The 16,552-nt window shown below is 52.4% G+C and carries 17 protein-coding genes; 13 read left to right on the forward strand and 4 right to left on the reverse strand.

The features are described 5' to 3' along the window. Window positions 1–199: 199 nt before the first annotated feature. From PRECH8_RS03580 to PRECH8_RS03625, 10 genes are all read left to right on the forward strand, one after another. Window positions 200–409, forward strand: a complete 210-nt coding sequence (locus tag PRECH8_RS03580; RefSeq protein ID WP_200965712.1) for a DUF1540 domain-containing protein — start codon at window positions 200–202, stop codon at window positions 407–409. Between the two features lie 181 nt (window positions 410–590). Continuing rightward, window positions 591–947 (forward strand): hypothetical protein, encoded by a 357-nt coding sequence (locus PRECH8_RS03585; RefSeq protein WP_200965713.1) that lies wholly within the window; start codon window positions 591–593, stop codon window positions 945–947. A gap of 219 nt (window positions 948–1,166) precedes the next feature. Continuing rightward, on the forward strand, window positions 1,167–2,312 hold the full coding sequence (locus PRECH8_RS03590) for a cysteine desulfurase family protein (protein WP_200965714.1): 1,146 nt from the start codon (window positions 1,167–1,169) through the stop codon (window positions 2,310–2,312). 91 nt (window positions 2,313–2,403) lie between these two features. Then, the gene (gene thiI, locus PRECH8_RS03595) at window positions 2,404–3,609 is read left to right on the forward strand and encodes a tRNA uracil 4-sulfurtransferase ThiI (RefSeq protein WP_200965715.1); all 1,206 of its coding nucleotides are present in this window, start codon (window positions 2,404–2,406) and stop codon (window positions 3,607–3,609) included. A 176-nt stretch (window positions 3,610–3,785) separates the two neighbouring features. Next, the gene (locus PRECH8_RS03600) at window positions 3,786–4,268 is read left to right on the forward strand and encodes a hypothetical protein (RefSeq protein ID WP_200965716.1); all 483 of its coding nucleotides are present in this window, start codon (window positions 3,786–3,788) and stop codon (window positions 4,266–4,268) included. A 304-nt stretch (window positions 4,269–4,572) separates the two neighbouring features. Then, window positions 4,573–6,417 (forward strand): translational GTPase TypA, encoded by a 1,845-nt coding sequence (gene typA / locus PRECH8_RS03605; protein WP_200965717.1) that lies wholly within the window; start codon window positions 4,573–4,575, stop codon window positions 6,415–6,417. A gap of 33 nt (window positions 6,418–6,450) precedes the next feature. Next, complete coding sequence (locus PRECH8_RS03610; protein ID WP_242457420.1) at window positions 6,451–6,789, forward strand: YlaH-like family protein; 339 nt, start codon at window positions 6,451–6,453, stop codon at window positions 6,787–6,789. A gap of 6 nt (window positions 6,790–6,795) precedes the next feature. Then, complete coding sequence (locus PRECH8_RS03615) at window positions 6,796–7,071, forward strand: hypothetical protein (RefSeq protein ID WP_200965718.1); 276 nt, start codon at window positions 6,796–6,798, stop codon at window positions 7,069–7,071. Between the two features lie 35 nt (window positions 7,072–7,106). After that, window positions 7,107–8,135, forward strand: a complete 1,029-nt coding sequence (locus PRECH8_RS03620) for an LCP family protein (protein ID WP_200965719.1) — start codon at window positions 7,107–7,109, stop codon at window positions 8,133–8,135. Window positions 8,136–8,195: 60 nt separating this feature from the next. Then, window positions 8,196–8,654 carry a pyridoxamine 5'-phosphate oxidase family protein gene (locus PRECH8_RS03625; protein ID WP_200965720.1) on the forward strand — a complete coding sequence of 153 codons (459 nt, stop codon included), beginning with the start codon at window positions 8,196–8,198 and terminating at the stop codon, window positions 8,652–8,654. 163 nt (window positions 8,655–8,817) lie between these two features. Here PRECH8_RS03625 and PRECH8_RS03630 read toward each other — a convergent pair whose 3' ends face one another. Further along, window positions 8,818–9,336, reverse strand: coding sequence for a YhcN/YlaJ family sporulation lipoprotein (locus PRECH8_RS03630; RefSeq protein ID WP_200965721.1), 519 nt, complete (start codon window positions 9,334–9,336; stop codon window positions 8,818–8,820). Window positions 9,337–9,444: 108 nt separating this feature from the next. On the opposite strand from PRECH8_RS03630, the gene PRECH8_RS03635 reads away from it, so the two are divergent. Together PRECH8_RS03635 and PRECH8_RS03640 are read left to right on the forward strand one after the other, a co-directional pair. Then, the gene (locus PRECH8_RS03635) at window positions 9,445–10,776 is read left to right on the forward strand and encodes a PhoH family protein (protein WP_200965722.1); all 1,332 of its coding nucleotides are present in this window, start codon (window positions 9,445–9,447) and stop codon (window positions 10,774–10,776) included. Window positions 10,777–11,112: 336 nt separating this feature from the next. Further along, complete coding sequence (locus PRECH8_RS03640; protein ID WP_200965723.1) at window positions 11,113–12,651, forward strand: extracellular solute-binding protein; 1,539 nt, start codon at window positions 11,113–11,115, stop codon at window positions 12,649–12,651. A 24-nt stretch (window positions 12,652–12,675) separates the two neighbouring features. Here the strand turns inward: PRECH8_RS03640 and PRECH8_RS03645 are convergent, their stop codons facing one another. Further along, window positions 12,676–13,776: a coiled-coil domain-containing protein gene (locus PRECH8_RS03645; protein ID WP_200965724.1), complete on the reverse strand. Its 1,101-nt coding sequence runs from the start codon at window positions 13,774–13,776 to the stop codon at window positions 12,676–12,678. A gap of 37 nt (window positions 13,777–13,813) precedes the next feature. After that, window positions 13,814–14,650: a hypothetical protein gene (locus PRECH8_RS03650; RefSeq protein ID WP_200965725.1), complete on the reverse strand. Its 837-nt coding sequence runs from the start codon at window positions 14,648–14,650 to the stop codon at window positions 13,814–13,816. A gap of 280 nt (window positions 14,651–14,930) precedes the next feature. On the opposite strand from PRECH8_RS03650, the gene PRECH8_RS03655 reads away from it, so the two are divergent. Continuing rightward, window positions 14,931–16,064: a class I SAM-dependent methyltransferase gene (locus tag PRECH8_RS03655; protein ID WP_200965726.1), complete on the forward strand. Its 1,134-nt coding sequence runs from the start codon at window positions 14,931–14,933 to the stop codon at window positions 16,062–16,064. A 235-nt stretch (window positions 16,065–16,299) separates the two neighbouring features. On the opposite strand, the gene PRECH8_RS03660 is transcribed toward PRECH8_RS03655, so the two are convergent. Further along, on the reverse strand, window positions 16,300–16,518 hold the full coding sequence (locus PRECH8_RS03660; RefSeq protein WP_200965727.1) for a DUF2626 family protein: 219 nt from the start codon (window positions 16,516–16,518) through the stop codon (window positions 16,300–16,302). Between the last annotated feature and the right edge of the window lie 34 nt (window positions 16,519–16,552).

Below are 16,552 nucleotides of genomic sequence, written 5' to 3' on the forward strand. Positions count from 1 at the left end.
GGGATTTATGTCCGAACAAATATTGGGTGATAAGCGGCTGGGGAATAGACAGATTAAACAGTTTCCATTAAGTAAGCAGCTCGAATGCCATAATAAACATTGATATCAAAATTCAGTGCAGGATTCGGCAGATTCCCAGCGGATATGAGGTATAGGTTGGGCTCAGGAAGGAGACATTGATTAAGGGGTGATAAAACAGATGCCGCAGGTAAAATGCAGTGTAGCGAATTGTGCTTACTGGACTTCGGGCAACAACTGCACGGCGGAACTGATCATGATCGAAATCGACAAACATGCGAATGCGAAGCTCGACAGTGAGTTCGCCGGCGAAACCTTCGACACCGAGCATCAAGACTATGCTGCTGCAATCCAGGAGACTTGTTGTCATACCTTTAAACCCAAACATTAACGCACCTGCACAAATCAAAAAATCTGTACACGACAAAGCATTTCATCAGTATACGAGAAATCATTGCTCCCGCACACGGAAACCATGCACACGAGAAACATGCACAGGAAACATGCATAAAACGCGAAGCATCTCTACCCGCGAAAACAACACCTAAACATGAATAAGCCAGGTGATGGACATGTCGGCAAGCAAGGGCAAGAAGCGCCGTGCTCACAATACCAAATCCAAAAAGCACAGAGACAGCGAAGCTGCAGCGGAACTTACGCCTCTGTTAAAAGAGCGTGAGGGGGCCGACCGGGCCTTCCTGCAAGAGGAGGAAACAGCGGCTGGCGAGAACCAACGCATCCTTGGCTGGCTGGCGTTGGCTTTGTCCGTTGCTTCCCTGTTCGTGTTGCCGCAGTGGTTCGGGCTTGCCGGAATCGTATTGGGCGGAGCAGCATGGTTCACGAACGCCAGAGGATTAGGGATCTGGTCGATCATCATCGGCTCCATCTCGCTGCTGGCTTATATCGTCCTTTTCCCTTACTATTCCTGAGCTGAGACATGATGACACCGCTGTTGGACCAGCGCAGATCCCCATGGGATCTGGCGCTGGTTTCTTGTTTTGCTGCCCACTTTCACCCATATATGCCCAGCGGCTGCCGCCAAGCCTCCTTGCAGCTATGGAACATCTAAGCAAAAAGGTGTACAATGGTACGCGGAATTGAGAACGGCAGATGACAATTAGAAGAGCAAGCAAGGAAAGGGAGTCAATATGATATACTTTGATTACAGTGCAACGACCCCGGTTCATCCCGAGGTTATACGGACGATCCAAGAGGTGTTAACCCGCTATTACGGCAATCCGTCTTCCTTGCATGGACTGGGCGTTCAGGCGGAGCTTCTCCTGACCCGCGCCCGTCAGCAGATCGCCGATCTGCTCCAGGTGCCGAAGGAGACGATCATCTTCACATCCGGCGGTACTGAGAGCAACAATCTGGCGATCAAAGGTACTGCTCTCCGATGGCAGCAACGAGGGAAACATATCATCACCACAGCCATCGAACACGCCTCTGTCTATGAACCGGCGATGCAGCTTAGACAGATGGGATTTGATGTCACGGTGCTTCCCGTCGATCAGAACGGACAAGTTCACCCCGAACAGGTTGAGAAAGCGATCCGCGAGGATACGATCCTGGTCAGCATCATGCATGTGAACAACGAGATCGGTACGATCCAGCCGATCGCCAAGATCGGGGAGATGTTGAAACGGTATCCGAAAGTGCTGTTCCATGCCGATGCGGTGCAAGCCCTCGGCAAGATCCCGGTGCGGCCCGAGGAGCTGGGTCTGGATCTCATGAGCCTTGCAGCGCACAAATTCCGCGGACCCAAGGGAATCGGCATCCTGTACAAGAGAGAGTCCCTCGATATCGATCCGCTGATTGCCGGCGGCGGTCAGGAAGGGGGACTTCGTTCCGGTACGGAGAACGTGGCTTATATCGTCGGGATGGCCAAGGCGATGCGTCTTGCCATCGACGAGCAGGAACAGACTCTCGCGCATGTGCGGAAGCTGAAGAACCGGCTGCTTGAACGGCTCCGCGGGCTTCAGGGCGTGGTCGTCAATTCTCCCGTCGATGAACGCCTTGCCGTGCCGCATATTGTGAACGTGTCCTGTCCTGGATTAAAATCTGAAGTCATCGTACATGCTTTGGAACAACGCGGATTTTATATCTCTTCGCGCTCTGCCTGCTCTTCTGCTGAGGAGAAACCAAGCCGCGTGCTGCTGGCCATCGGGGCCTCCGAAGCGCAAGCAAGCAGCGGACTGCGCATCAGCATCGCCAAGGAACATACGGCCGAGGACATCGACCGCTTGGCCGAAGCTTTGGATGAAGTTACTAAGGAATTAAGATCTATAAACTGAATCTGCGTGGTGCAATCATGAATTCGTTGCTTTATGCATGGTTGAGTATGTAATCGATATTTCGACATCATATCAGCAGTTGGAGGTTATTATGCAGCCTGAACTTATTCTGCTCCGTTTTGGAGAATTAACCCTTAAAGGACGTAATCGCTCGCGTTTCGAGGATATGGTAATCTCGCATATACGCAAGCTGACCGGCGACTATTCTGAGATTCGCATCGTTAAGACCTATGGCAGAGTGTATATTCAATTAAACGGAGCGCCATATGAAGGCGTTGCTCAGCAGCTGAAGAAGGTGTTCGGTCTGCGCAGCTTCAGTCCCGTCATGCGGGCTGAGCTGGAGCTTGCGGATATTCAGCGCACCGCTCTGCAGGTGATGCAGAATCTGCCGGAGAAGCCCAGGACCTTTAAAGTCATCTCGCGCAGATCGTATAAGCAGTTCGAATACACATCGATGGAGTTAAACCGGCACGTCAGCGGTTATGTTCTCAGCCGCACGCCTGATCTGAAGGTCGATGTTCACGAACCGGATGTGGAACTGTGGGTGGAAGTGCGGCAAGAGGGCGTCTACGTATTCTCGGAGATCGTCTATGGCTTGGGCGGTTTCCCCTACGGCAGCAATGGCAAAGCGATGCTTATGCTTTCCGGGGGCATCGACAGTCCTGTTGCGGGATGGCTGGCGATGAAGCGGGGCTTGCGCATTGAGGCAGTTCACTTTCACAGTTACCCTTATACAAGTGAACGGGCCAAACAGAAGGTCATCGAGCTTACTCGCAAACTAAGCACATATGCGAAGGAGATCCGCCTTCATCTCGTTCCTTTCACTGAGATTCAGGTCGGATTTAAGGAGGAGGCGCCGGAGAGACTGCTCGTCACGCTGATGCGGCGGGCGATGTTCCGTATCACGGAACAACTGGCTGTGCGCAATGATGCGCTGGCGATCGTAACCGGAGAGAGCCTTGGACAGGTGGCCAGCCAGACCCTTAAGAGCTTGAATACGATCGAACGAGCGGTAGCGATTCCGGTGCTGCGGCCGCTGATTACGATGGACAAGCTCGACATCATCCGCATCGCGGAAGAGATCGACACCTACAAGATCTCGATTCTGCCCTATGAGGATTGCTGTACGATCTTCCAGCCCCGTTCGCCGAGCACGCATCCAAATCTCGAGCTTGTCGAGAAGATCGAACGAGGTCTCCCTTGGCTTGATGAGCGAATTGCCGAAGCCGTGGAACATACAGAACTGATGGTGATCAGCGAAGAAGCGGAGACGAGCGAACTGGATGATTTATTCTAATCCTTTGAGGAATTTCACTGAACGGCAACTGGTAATTATGCACAATATCTTGTAAAATAAAACTGACAACCGGTTCGTTCAATGCACCAAGGAACAACAGAACTACAGACAACATGCTGACCTGTCATTTCCTTCTTCCTGCTAGTCCGGTTAGAACGACAGAAGGGGTTTGATCGATGCGCACGAATCGTTTTTCCTTAGGCGTAGTTATCATCCTGTTCGGAATCTTCATCCTGCTTGGCAAGCTGGGCGTGATCAATTTTATCTGGAGCATCATTTGGCCGATCTTCATCCTGATCCCGGGACTGCTATTCCATATGTTTTACTTCACCAGGGTGATGCCGGCAGGGGTGCTCATTCCCGGAGGGATCTTGGTCACCATATCGCTGCTCTTTTTCTATTGCACGATCTTCGGCTGGGATTCCATGAAGTACTTATGGCCGGGCTTCATCCTCGCCGTTGCAATCGGCTTGTATGAATACTACTTGTTCTCCGATGATCAGCCGCAAGGTGCTTTGATCGCCGCGATTATCCTTGGCATCATCGCCATCGTCTTCTTCGGGATGACGCTGATGGCCACGAACGGGATCTATATCATCGCCATCGCGCTGATCCTTATCGGATTATATATGATCTTGCGCAGACTTAAGCCCTATTGACGATGCTTGGACTATGCTTGGTAACGGAATGATGTTCGGAAACTAACCGAATCGAACATTGTCAGATCATAGATAATCTTATATAATAATATAAGCTTCTTGCGAAGTTTAACGTTTGCAGGGTAATGAAGGCGTCGGAAGTCCTGTCCGACGCCTCTTTCATGACCACAATTCGTTTCTTGGCATGGTTGTTGGATATGTTCTCTCGATCGAGGTGACAATTATTACAGTAATCATCTTACCCATCGATGCGAATCTGTTCATCGAGGGGATTGTTTGCTAACATAGAAAGGAATTAAAAAAGATGCATGACAGAAAATTTATACGCAACATTGCAATCATTGCTCACGTCGATCATGGTAAGACTACATTAGTCGACAAACTTCTCCAGCAATCAGGTACTTTTAGAGAGAATGAAGCCGTCGCAGAGCGGGCCATGGACTCCAATGAGATCGAGCGAGAGCGCGGCATCACGATCTTGGCGAAGAACACGGCGATTCGTTACCGCGATTATCTGATCAATATCGTGGATACTCCCGGACACGCGGACTTCGGCGGCGAAGTCGAGCGAATCGTGGGGATGGTGGACGGCGTGCTGCTCGTGGTGGATGCTTTCGAAGGCTGCATGCCGCAGACGAAGTTCGTGCTTCGCAAAGCGCTCGACCACGGCCTCACGCCGATCGTTGTCGTCAACAAGATCGATCGGCCGAATGCAAGACCGGAAGAGGTCGTCGATGAAGTGCTTGATCTGTTCATCGAACTGGAAGCCAGCGATGAACAACTGGACTTCCCCGTTGTTTATGCGTCGGCTCTGAAGGGCATCGCTGGACTCAAGCCGGACGCTTTGGATCAAGACATGGAAGTTCTATTCGACATGATCGTGCAGCATATACCGGCGCCTCATGAAGAGGTGAATGGAGCACTGCAGTATCAGGTGACGTTGCTGGATTACAATGAGTACCTCGGACGTATCGCCATCGGCCGCGTGAACCGCGGCATCATCCGTCAGGGACAAGCGATAACGATTATGAAGCGGGACGGCGGCATCAAACCGGGACGCGTGGAGAAGCTCTTCGGATTTAATGGTTTGAAGCGGATAGAGATCGAGGAGGCGGGTGCTGGAGACATCGTTGCCGTAGCCGGCGTGAAGGATATCAATATCGGCGAGACCCTGGCCGATCCAGCGAATCCGGAAGCACTGCCGATGCTGGACATCGATGAGCCGACGATGCAGATGACCTTCCTGGTCAATAACAGTCCCTTCGCTGGCCGCGAAGGCAAATGGATCACGTCGCGTAAACTGCGTGAGCGGCTGCTCCAGGAGCTGGAGTCCGATGTGGCCTTGCGCGTAGAAGAGACCGACAGCCCGGATGAATTCATCGTCTCCGGGCGCGGCGAACTCCACCTCGGCATCCTGCTTGAGAATATGCGCCGCGAAGGCTTCGAACTGCAGGTTTCCAAACCCCAGGTCATCATCAAGGAGATCGACGGCGTGCCCCATGAACCGATCGAGCGTTTGGTCATCGATATTCCTGAGGAAAGCATGGGCGCGGTGATGGAGAGCTTGGGCGAGCGCAAGGCGGAGATGATCAACATGACCAGTAACGGCAGCGGTCAAGTTCGCTTGGAATTTCTGATCCCTTCCCGCGGCTTGATCGGTTATCGCACTCGCTTCATGACGCTCACTCACGGCTATGGGATCATGAACCATGCTTTTGATCACTATGCGCCTTACGACGGCACGGAAGTCGGGGGCAGACATCAAGGCGTGCTCATCGCCAGCGAGACCGGTGTTGCTTCTACCTATGGGATCTTGTCGGTGGAAGACCGCGGCGTGTTGTTCGTCGAGGCTGGAACCGAAGTTTACGAAGGTATGATCGTCGGTGAGCATAACCGGGACAATGATATCATCGTCAATATCTGCAAGGAGAAGGCGCTCACCAACGTCCGTTCGGCAACAAAGGAAGAGACGGTGAAGGTCAAGGCGCCGCGCAAGATGTCTCTTGAACAGGCGCTCGAATATCTGGACGATGATGAATATTGCGAGATTACACCTCTGTCCATCAGACTGCGCAAAAAGTATCTCAACAAAAGCGAACGTGCACGTTATGAGAAACAGCGCAAGATGAAAACTCAAATATCCGACTAATCGAATTCGTTTAAGCGAAAGGGGTATCAGCCTATGCCTAAGAACACGGAAGGGCTGGCTCTGTGGTTAGCGGAACACCCGCTGATCACCTATCTGTTCATAGTAGGTTCTATGATCTATATCTTCAATGCGGTTTTTCGTCCGCGTAAACTTCCGCTTCTTAAGGACGCACTCGTGTACGGATTGATCCTGCTCGGGGGTTGGCTTCTTCTGTTCTTCCAGACCCGCGTAGGATTGCCGATTGCGCAGGGGTTTGCCGTGGCCCTTGTGCTGATGTTGATCGTGCGCATCCGCAGCTTGTTCGCGCGGCGTGCCGCAGGACCGAATGCGAAACCCGAAGATTCGGCGCCGATGAATGAAGCGGGCAGGTGAGCATAGATGAGGTTGCATGATGCGCTGTTTAATTGGCTGCAGATGGCGATCGTTGTGGAAGGTCGTCCGGATGACCGCTCAGCCCATGACACGCTGAATTTTTTCGCAGAGATTCTGGCCGAGGATCATCAGGTGGATCGGGTAGAGATCATCAAGAAGGACGATACGATGATTCACGTACGCTACGGCAATGCAGAAGGAACCAAAGTGCAGCTGTTCAACCGCGAGGCGGCGGAACAGCTGCTTCATGAGATCAATGCGAATCCGAAGTACAATTCATAGCTCATAATACTTAAACAAGGAAACAGGTGTGCGATATGGCAGAATTACAACGAACTGCCCCCGTATCGCGAAGGAGCAGGCATAGAGGCAAATCCAGGGGCAAGAAGAAGGTCATCATTCTATCTATTCTCTTAATCATCTTAGGAGCAATCTTCATCTATGCCGCGAACATCGCGGGCAAATACAACAACCTGATGGATCAGATCTCCGCTCAGGATCCCGAGGACGGGGTAACCGACGACGTCTACGGCGACAGCAGCAGCGTGAAGCTGCCGAAGGTGGACAGCGAGGTGACGACGATCCTCCTGCTTGGGACCGATAACCGGCCGAGGCTGGGCAGTTTGAACACAGACGTCATCATGCTCGTCTCCCTTCGTCCGGATCCAAGATCCGCTGTCATCGTATCGATGCCGCGTGATACGTATATGGATCCAACGGGCTGGAAGGCAGGCAAGGCGAACGGATTCTACGCAAAGGCGAGAAGCGTGAACAAGGACAAAGCGTATACCTATGTCCGCGAGATTTTCGGGGAATTTTTCGATGTGCCGATCGACTACGTTGTGGAGATCGATTTTAAGGCCTTTGAAGACATTATCGACGCCTTCGGCGGAATCACCGTCGATGTCGATATGGATATGCGCTACGTCGATCCTACCGACGGAACGAACATCAATCTGAAGAAGGGCAGACAGTTGCTGGACGGCAAACAAGCGCTGGATTTCGTACGATATCGCAAGTCGAACGACGGGACCAAGGAATCCAGCGACTTTGAGCGTAATATGCGGCAGCAGCAAGTGATCTCGGCCCTCGTCGCAAAGATCAAGTCCATCGAAACGGTCTTCCGCATCGGCGAAGTATTGGACGCCGCAGGCGCCAATATCAAGACGTCCATCCCGCGGAAGGAGATCGAGTCCTTAATTCGAACCTATGTCGGGATCAAGAACGAAGATATCGAATTCCTGCGCCTGGAAGGCACATGGCGGAGTCCTTATGTGTGGCCGAACAAGGACAGCTTGAACGAGATCAAACAGAAGCTTAAAGATCATCGGGTACCCTTGCAATAGAACTCGCTGCTCTGTTGTGATATACTTCATATAACCAAGAGGATAGGAGGAGCAGTTCGTATGGCAGATCACATGACTTCGTTGTCGCAGCCAATCATGGATACGCTGCAACAAGAAACCTTTGTGGTGCTCAATACGATCGACAGCGAAACCGGGAATATTACTGCTAATGCGATATCCTGGATTACAGCTCCGTCGCCGGAGAAACTGCGCATCGCGATCGATCGGCGTTCGAGGCTCATTAACAATATCCAAACGAACGAGCGGGTTACGGTATCCCTGTTTGCGGCAGGATCCTTCTACTCGATCCAAGGCCGTGCTAAGATTATACAAGAGCAAATGGACGAGGTAGCGATCAAGCTTGCCTGCATCGAAGTGGAGATCGATGCGGTGTGGGATTCGATGTTCTATGGTTCCCGCATCACTGCTCCTCCGGAATACGAAAGAACCTATGATCAGCGTGCAGCTGACAAGTTAGATGCGCAGGTATTCGCTGCCCTGAAAAAGCCTAGTTGTTAAACTGGGCTTTTTTCGATTATTTAGGCATATAAGAAAAGTAATAATCTTCCGCTGGATTCAAGCGTATGATGTACCGTGCCGCTCGCGGAGACGCCTCGCACAAGCGGATGCCGGGACAAGAAGACCAGCCGTTGCACCTAAGTTTCACAGGTCTATCTCAGATCTATCTATTGTCAGCCGGCTCCTCCTCCGGCGTGATGATGTCGCTGGGGATCTGGGGCATGATGCGGCCGATGATCTCAGCTAGCTCATTGGCGAAGCCGGATACCGGATTGCCTGCTCGCACCTCGGCGGCGATGTTCTGGATCCGTTGATAGAGATCCATGTCTGCGGTGACGATGGCGTGTACACCGTAGGGATCCGTGCGCAGCGCCTCAGCTACAGAGTATTTGATCGTGCCAATTTGTGAGGCGTCCAGTACGCCGCTCACATCAACCCCGACGATGGCCGTATTGCCCAAGACCACACAGGTTGCTTCATGGACCTCGGGGATGCTGGCAGCCAAATCGGCCAAGCGCTCTGCCACCTCTTGCGGGTTTTTGATCTCTTTTTTCGGCGGTACGCTTTGTTTGACTTGAATTTGACGACTATCATCAGGAGGAGGGGAAGTTTCATCGTTATTCTGTTTGCCGCAGCCTGTAAGCAATACAGCGGTGCATATGACAGCAATCAACCATCTCATCTTGATCGTCCTTTCCATCAGTGATTCAGAGTATAGTGTTTGACGCTCATCTATGATCTATGCATGAACTGGGATTCGATAGTTATCCAATTTCAGGAGGGACGCCCTATGAAGAAGATCTTCGTGCTGGATACGAATGTGCTGCTGCATGATCCTCACGCAATATTTGCCTTTGAGGACAATGAGGTGCTCATCCCGGCAGTTGTGTTGGAGGAGATCGACAGCAAGAAGCGCCATGCAGATGAGATCGGGAGAAATGCCCGATATGTGTCCCGCCTGCTTGACAGCTTACGGCTTAGAGGCAGGCTGCATGACGGGATCGTCCTGGACAATGGAGGAACGATCAGAGTGGAGCTGAATCACCGCAGTTTCCAGAAGTTACAAGATACGTTTCTGGAGATGACCAATGACAACCGGATCATCGCGGTTGCCTTGAATCATCATCTTGAAGAACAAGAGAAGACGGCACCTCGGCCGGTGATCCTCGTCAGCAAGGACTCGCTCGTACGCATAAAAGCGGATGTGCTGGGTATCACGGCCGAAGATTATCTGTCGGATCGGATCGCCGCGGCGAATGAACTCTATCTCGGATACAGCACAGCTGAAGTGCACCCTTCGATCATCGATGAATTCTACACTTTCCGCACCCTTGAGACAGATCGCCTGCAGCTTGGGCATCGGCTGCATCCCCATGAATTCATCATCCTCAAGGATGAAACCGGGCCTTCTAAGTCGGCCTTGCTGAAGGTTTCCGCCGATTGCCGCAGGCTGGAGCCGCTGGTGTTCAGCCATGATGCGGTGTGGGGAATCACCGCCCGCAATGCCCAGCAGCGGATGGCTCTTGAGCTTCTGCTCCATGATGAGATCCCGCTGGTGACATTGACGGGCAAGGCCGGGACCGGCAAGACGCTGCTAGCCTTGGCTGCTGGTCTTATGAAGGTGGAGGATGAACATCGCTATAAGAAATTGTTGATCGCCAGACCCGTCGTTCCCATGGGCAAGGATATCGGTTATCTGCCCGGTGAGAAGGAAGAGAAGCTGCGGCCGTGGATGCAGCCGATCTATGATAATCTTGAGTATCTCTTCGAGACGAAGAAATCCGGGGATATCGAGAAAATCCTGGCCGGGCTGGGCAGCATTCAGGTGGAGGCGTTGACCTATATTCGCGGCCGTTCGATCCCGGGGCAGTTCATCATCATCGATGAGGCGCAGAACTTGTCGAAACATGAAGTGAAGACGATCGTCTCCCGCGTGGGGGAGGGCAGCAAGATCATCCTGATGGGCGACCCAGAGCAGATTGACCACCCGTACCTCGATGCTTCCAGCAACGGATTGACCTATGTGGTGGAGCGGTTCAAGGGAGAGCTGCTTGCCGGCCATGTGACCTTGGAGAAGGGCGAACGCTCCCAGCTTGCTCAGCTGGCTGCAGATCTGTTGTAGGATAGGGCATGTATAGATGGCATGTGACATTCGTGAGGTCCCATGAATCATGATGCTGAAGTGAAGCCGTTCTGATGCAGCACCGCGGCTCGATATGAGCTGTCGGGAAACTGCTGTGGGAACGGCTTCTTCGTATACACGGACAAGAATCAATAACAGCGAGGAATGATTTCTGGGAAGAATTTTAGGGAAGACGCGGCCTCATACGACGATCAGCCTAGAGATTAATCAAAAGATTAACGACAAGACATGACAGATTATGCTATGATGTAAGGGATGAATTCAACATGAAGATGTTGCCCTGAGGTATACGATCTGGACGAAAGGATGTGCCCCATGCCGATCAAGAGGATGGTAGTGATGGCAGCGTCCGTTTTGTTGTTATGTGCAACGGCGGTTTTACTTCGCGGCATCAGCAGGATGCCCGCCGATCAACCTTTCTTCGATGATTCGATGATTGCGGTCGTTACTGATCGCGAGCTGAGCGCTGAGGACATCGTTGAGCTCCACGTCGACGTCAGCATGAGCGATGAAGCTTTTCAGGTGTTGGAAGCGCTTAACAAAAGCTTCATGGAGCGCCATGCAGATATTCAAGTGATCATGAAGAACCATCCCAGCGACACCTTATATGAGCATCTGAAGCGTGCTTTTCGTCTGGGTGACGCAGCGGATATTATGCTGCTGGACAATGAGAAGGTGCTGCAATACGCTGTGTTGGCCAGATTGCAGCCGATGGATGATTATTATACCAGCGAATCGGAAGCGGAATATATCCCGACGCTGACGGAGCAGCTGCGCTGGAACGGGTATACGTGGGGCATCCCCTATCAAGTTCAACCTTATATCGTCGCCTACAACAAATCAGTTTGGTTTGAACTGACAGGCGAAGATCGGCCCGCTGGGATCGAACAGCTTATGCAAGCTTATCAGACAGGGCAGCTCATCTTTCATCCGCAGGATGTCAAGGTCTATGCCGTTCTGGCCTCTGCGATGGATGCTGATTGGCAGTTTGCGGAGCAGACGGGATCCAACAGCGGTGAGGATCTCGAGGCTTCGTATGATGAGAGAAGCCGGATAGACATGACTGAGACTGAGAGTGGTGCGGAGGATGCTGAGGCTAAGCATCTGGATTTCGATGAAACCATTGACAGTGTCCTCCAAGGAATCCCGTTGTCATCAATGAATCATGGTGAAGAAACCGTAAGCCTCGCTGTTCTGAAGGGAATATTGCTTGATGAGGACGGGATGGAACGGAAGATCGATGAGATGGCGGAGGATGTAAAGGTTGTAGAATCTGAAGGGGAACATGCGGCAGGAGAATTCCAAGAGGCGGAAGAAGCGCAAGCGGTGCCTGGGGCCGGCGTGTCCTTTGCAGCGAAATCTGCGGATGAGATCTGGGAGAAGCTCACCAGCGGGGAAGCGGCGGCGGCAGTCCTGCCGTTGCATGTATACAGCAGCTATGCCAACGAGGAAGTCTCGGCAATTCTGCTGCCGAGTTCCCGAGGGGATTACGTTTTCATCAGCGGGCAGAGCTTCGTCTTAGCGGCTGATGCTGTAGATCGCGAGGCGGCTTACCGCTGGATCCGGGAGATCATCGAAGGGTTTGAGCTGTGGTTTCCAGAACGTAATGCAGGCGGTTATCCAGCGAGCTTAGATGCCTATCGGGAGTTGACGCGGCAGCAGCGGGCACAGTTGGAACTCCTGATGAGGGCGGTAGAGGAGGGGAAGGCGCTTGCGCCCGATCCCCGCATCGATGACAAGCTGTCGATCGTCCAGGAAGTGTTGACCAGTAAGCAGGCCTACCTGCTCTCCATCGATGAGCTGGCCGCTTTAATCGAGCAGCGATTTGCGGACTTCGGCTGGATTAGGAACTAACCGTAAGCTCGAGGTCCGATTCCGCTATCTTCGCAAGACGAAAGAGATGCTCATGGTTCCGTCCTCAATGAGGACTTCCTTCGCTTGAATCTTAAAAGGCATATCCAGATAATCAGGATAGAAATTCAGATTGAATTGTTCGCTTAAGTCACGAATGGTGGTATCGGGCAGCTCGAAGCTGTTGTAGATCAGCGAGGTCAGATGGAAGAGGATGACATTGTCCTCCTCTTGTACTTCGTAATATCCACTTATGCTGATCGCAGTGCTATCTTTGCTCCCATAGGCGGTGAAATCATCATTCGCAAAGCTGAATGTGAAGTTCTCGAAGTCTTCCGGATTGTGCCTGCGGAAGAATTCGGTCAGCTCCTCATCGGTGATCGACAATACGAAACGGCCGCCTTTGAGAGAGATTTTGTTGCCCCTGATAAGCTCTTCCGGCAATTTGGTAATGATCGTCGCCAGTTCGCGGAAGTAATGCCGGAAGATCGGCAACCCTTCTTCTTCCCACACTTTCGTCAGCGCTTCGATCTGCTGCTTAATCGCGTCGGCGTCATCGCGCGCCGCCAGTTCTTGATCGAGCTGTTCTTGGAGTGCAATCAACCGTTCTCGCTGCGCAAGATATTCAGCCTTGACACTCCTTAGTTCTTGACGGTCTTCCTCGAGGCGGGTGAGCAGCCGCTTCAGTTCTTGGTAGACTTCTGCATGTTCCCGCAAGATCTTGCGTTCGTACTTGTAGATCAGAGACAGATAATAATAGGTCCGCAGGGCATCGTAGAAGTTATCTGCCTTGAGGATGAGCAGCCAGAGATGCTGGCGGTTGCCCTTATAGTAGGTGCGAAGCACCTTGCCCGCCTGTTCCCTCTTCGCCGCGACGATGACCTCTTGTTCGGAGATGCGCTGGGTGACGTCCTGGATCTCGATGGTCAGCTCTTCTTCCTTAGCGGTCAGACGATCGAGTTCCTGGTCGATCTCATAGATGGTAAGCCCTTTATTCAGCAGCTTACGGATTTCTTCGTCTGCCGAGATTTCCTCTGCCAGGACCGAAAGCGTACCAGCTTGGTACAGGCAGGTGAAGACGGCGAAATACATAACGAAGGCCATGACCAACCAACGCCGGCAAGGCATCGCAGTTTCCCCCTCCACATGAACATGTTCCCGTACGTTACGGGATGAGTTTCAAGATCTCCTCGATCGGCACGGTATCCTCCGGGATCGGCCGGACGAAGGTTGCCGGTTCATTGATCTGTGTCCAGATCACGCGCAGGTTCGCGTCATAACGGCTGTCAGTTGGGGTTCCCCCATCCTTTGACACCAGGGTGATATCCGCCGTCAACATAGCGATATATCCGGCCTCATCGATCGTAGCTTCCAAAGTGAAGCCGCGGTCGTCCGCAGGTCTTAAGTTCCCGCCTTTGGTCTCTGCGAAGGATGCCCATCTCCCAGCAACAGCTGTAGCTTGTGTTGACGTAAGGATCCCTATGCTTTGCCATTCTGCGAGGATATCCGGCATGGCTTTGCTCACAGCGGCGAGGAAGGCTTCCCAGTTCTGATCGTCGATGGTCAGCTTCACCCTGTAGTCGGTGCCTTCTATCGTCACGTTTTGGAACCATTTGCTGTCCATGGCTTCGATGAGATGGGCAAAGGAAGCAAGAAGCGGCTTAGCCAGATGCTTAGCAGCTTCAGGTGCCGGCAGCACAAAGTATTCCCCTTCCATATTAATCACGGGCACTTGGATATAGAGCTGTTCGTTGTCCAGCAGGATCGGCATGATGAATGAGCTGGAAGCATCGGCAGAAGTGAACTGCAGCGTTGCTTCACTTCGCACGGCGTCGAGATCGGTTACGCCGCTCCAGGCGATCTCGCCTTGTTGAAGCTGACCCAAGATGACTGCGGTATAAGGCTGATCACTGACATCAAAAGGCATGGCATCAAGGCGGAGCCGGAGTTTGCCGTCGATGTTGTAACTGGAGGCCTGCGCCTGTTGTGCGATGGCATCCAAGAGTTGTTCTTTGGATCTCTCTCCTCTGGAACAGGCGGAGAGTATCAGTGCTGTGATTATGATTGTGAATATTGCAGTTCGCATGCGACGATATTTCATATTCAACGGTACTCCCTTCTCTGAGTTATATCCATTATAATGCACAGAACCCCTGTTTGTCTTGTTGCAGGATGGGTATAATCGAACTCAAACAAGCTGAGATCAACATAGGCGGTTCTTACAAAGTAATGATTATAAAGTAATGATTATAGCAAAGTTCTATGCAGGCGGTGGTTTGAAGATGAGAGAAACTAAGGCTGCGGTGCCGCATCCTTCGCTTCGCGATTCGATACAAGCCGTGTTGCTTGCCCGGATGGCTGAGCATCCGCAGCAAGCGATACCATTCCGGGATTATATGGAGATCTGCTTGTATCACCCCATATACGGCTATTATATGCGGAATGAGAGGAAGATCGGCAAGGACGGGGATTTCTATACCAGCTCAGCGATCGGGACCGTGCTCGGTGATATCTTGGCTGAGATGTATATCCGATGGGCTGCGGAGAGGAATGATGAGCGGTGCTTGCTGGCGGAGTGGGGCGGTGGGGACGGGAGGTTGGCCAGACATGTCCTGGATCGGCTCCAGCGTCAGGATGAAGCGCTCTATCAGCGAACGGAGTTCTTGATGATCGAACGATCCCCATATCACCGAAGATTACAGCAAGCGGAGCTTGCCGCGCATCGGCGGAAGGTGCGCTGGCTCGATGAGGAGGAGTGGCGGAAGGAGTCGCCCTGGCGAAGCATCTACCTGTGGGCTAATGAACTGCTGGATGCGATGCCCGTCCATCGCGTGAAGATGACAGGCGGCGTGCTGCATGAAGAGTGGGTGCGTTGGGAGCAGGACGAGCAGCGGCTCGAGGCATGCTATTATCCAGCAGCGGAGGATCTGGTTCGTTATACTGCTGAGCAAGGCATCCGCCTGGCGGAAGGACAGCTTGCCGAACTGCGCTTGGATGCGGAAAGCTGGATCATGGAGCTCGGCAAGTGCCTTGCTGAGGGGGAGGTCACCTTGATCGACTACGGCGATGAAGCAGAGGAGATCTATGCCCCTCACCGCATGCTGGGCACGCTGCTGTGTTACTACCGCCATCAGGCCAGCGACCGGCCATATGAGCGCATCGGTGAACAGGACATCACCGCCCATGTAGATTTTACGGCATGCAGACGGGCCGCGGAAAAGGCAGGGTTCAGGGAGATCCGGCTTGAGACGCAGGCCGCTTATCTGCTGCGCGGCGGCGTCTTGAACTGGCTGCAGGATCATCATGATCCCGATCCCTTCAGTCCGGCTGCGCGAAGAAACCGTTCCATTCGCCAGCTGCTCCTCAGTGATCAGATGAGTGAATTGTTCAAAGTGATGACGATGCGCAAATCGTAACGGTAGTGACGTTTGAGACGACACTATTTGTTGTCTCACATATCGAATCGTATCATTCTCAAGCCATCATGATCTCCGTCGTTTCACGCGACTGTTGTACGATTCACCTGCCGTTTCCTGCACCGGATCTGATCGTCTGCACGTTTATGCGCACACGAAAAAGGGCTGTCCTGTAAGTCAGCTATGCCTGACTAATGGACAGCCCTTTCGTTGCTCAGCGGTCGATCTTCGAAGCTTAGAAAAATGCTCCGTAGGTCAATCCGACCGTGGATATGATCAGATACGCCCAGAAGGTGAGTATGTATGTTTTTTCTGTTAAATTCATATAGCCCAGTAATACAAAAACCGCTGCTTGGAAGAAGAACAGCAAGGACATCTCAATCATGCCATACGCAAGCGACAGAAGTGCGATGAGCAAACAGAAAAATCCGAGTACGCGGAACATGCGCGGCATCTAAGCATCCCCCTTTCTCAGCTGTACTGGCTCC

This window comes from Insulibacter thermoxylanivorax (assembly GCF_015472005.1).
Classification (GTDB): Bacteria; Bacillota; Bacilli; order Paenibacillales; family DA-C8; genus Insulibacter; species Insulibacter thermoxylanivorax.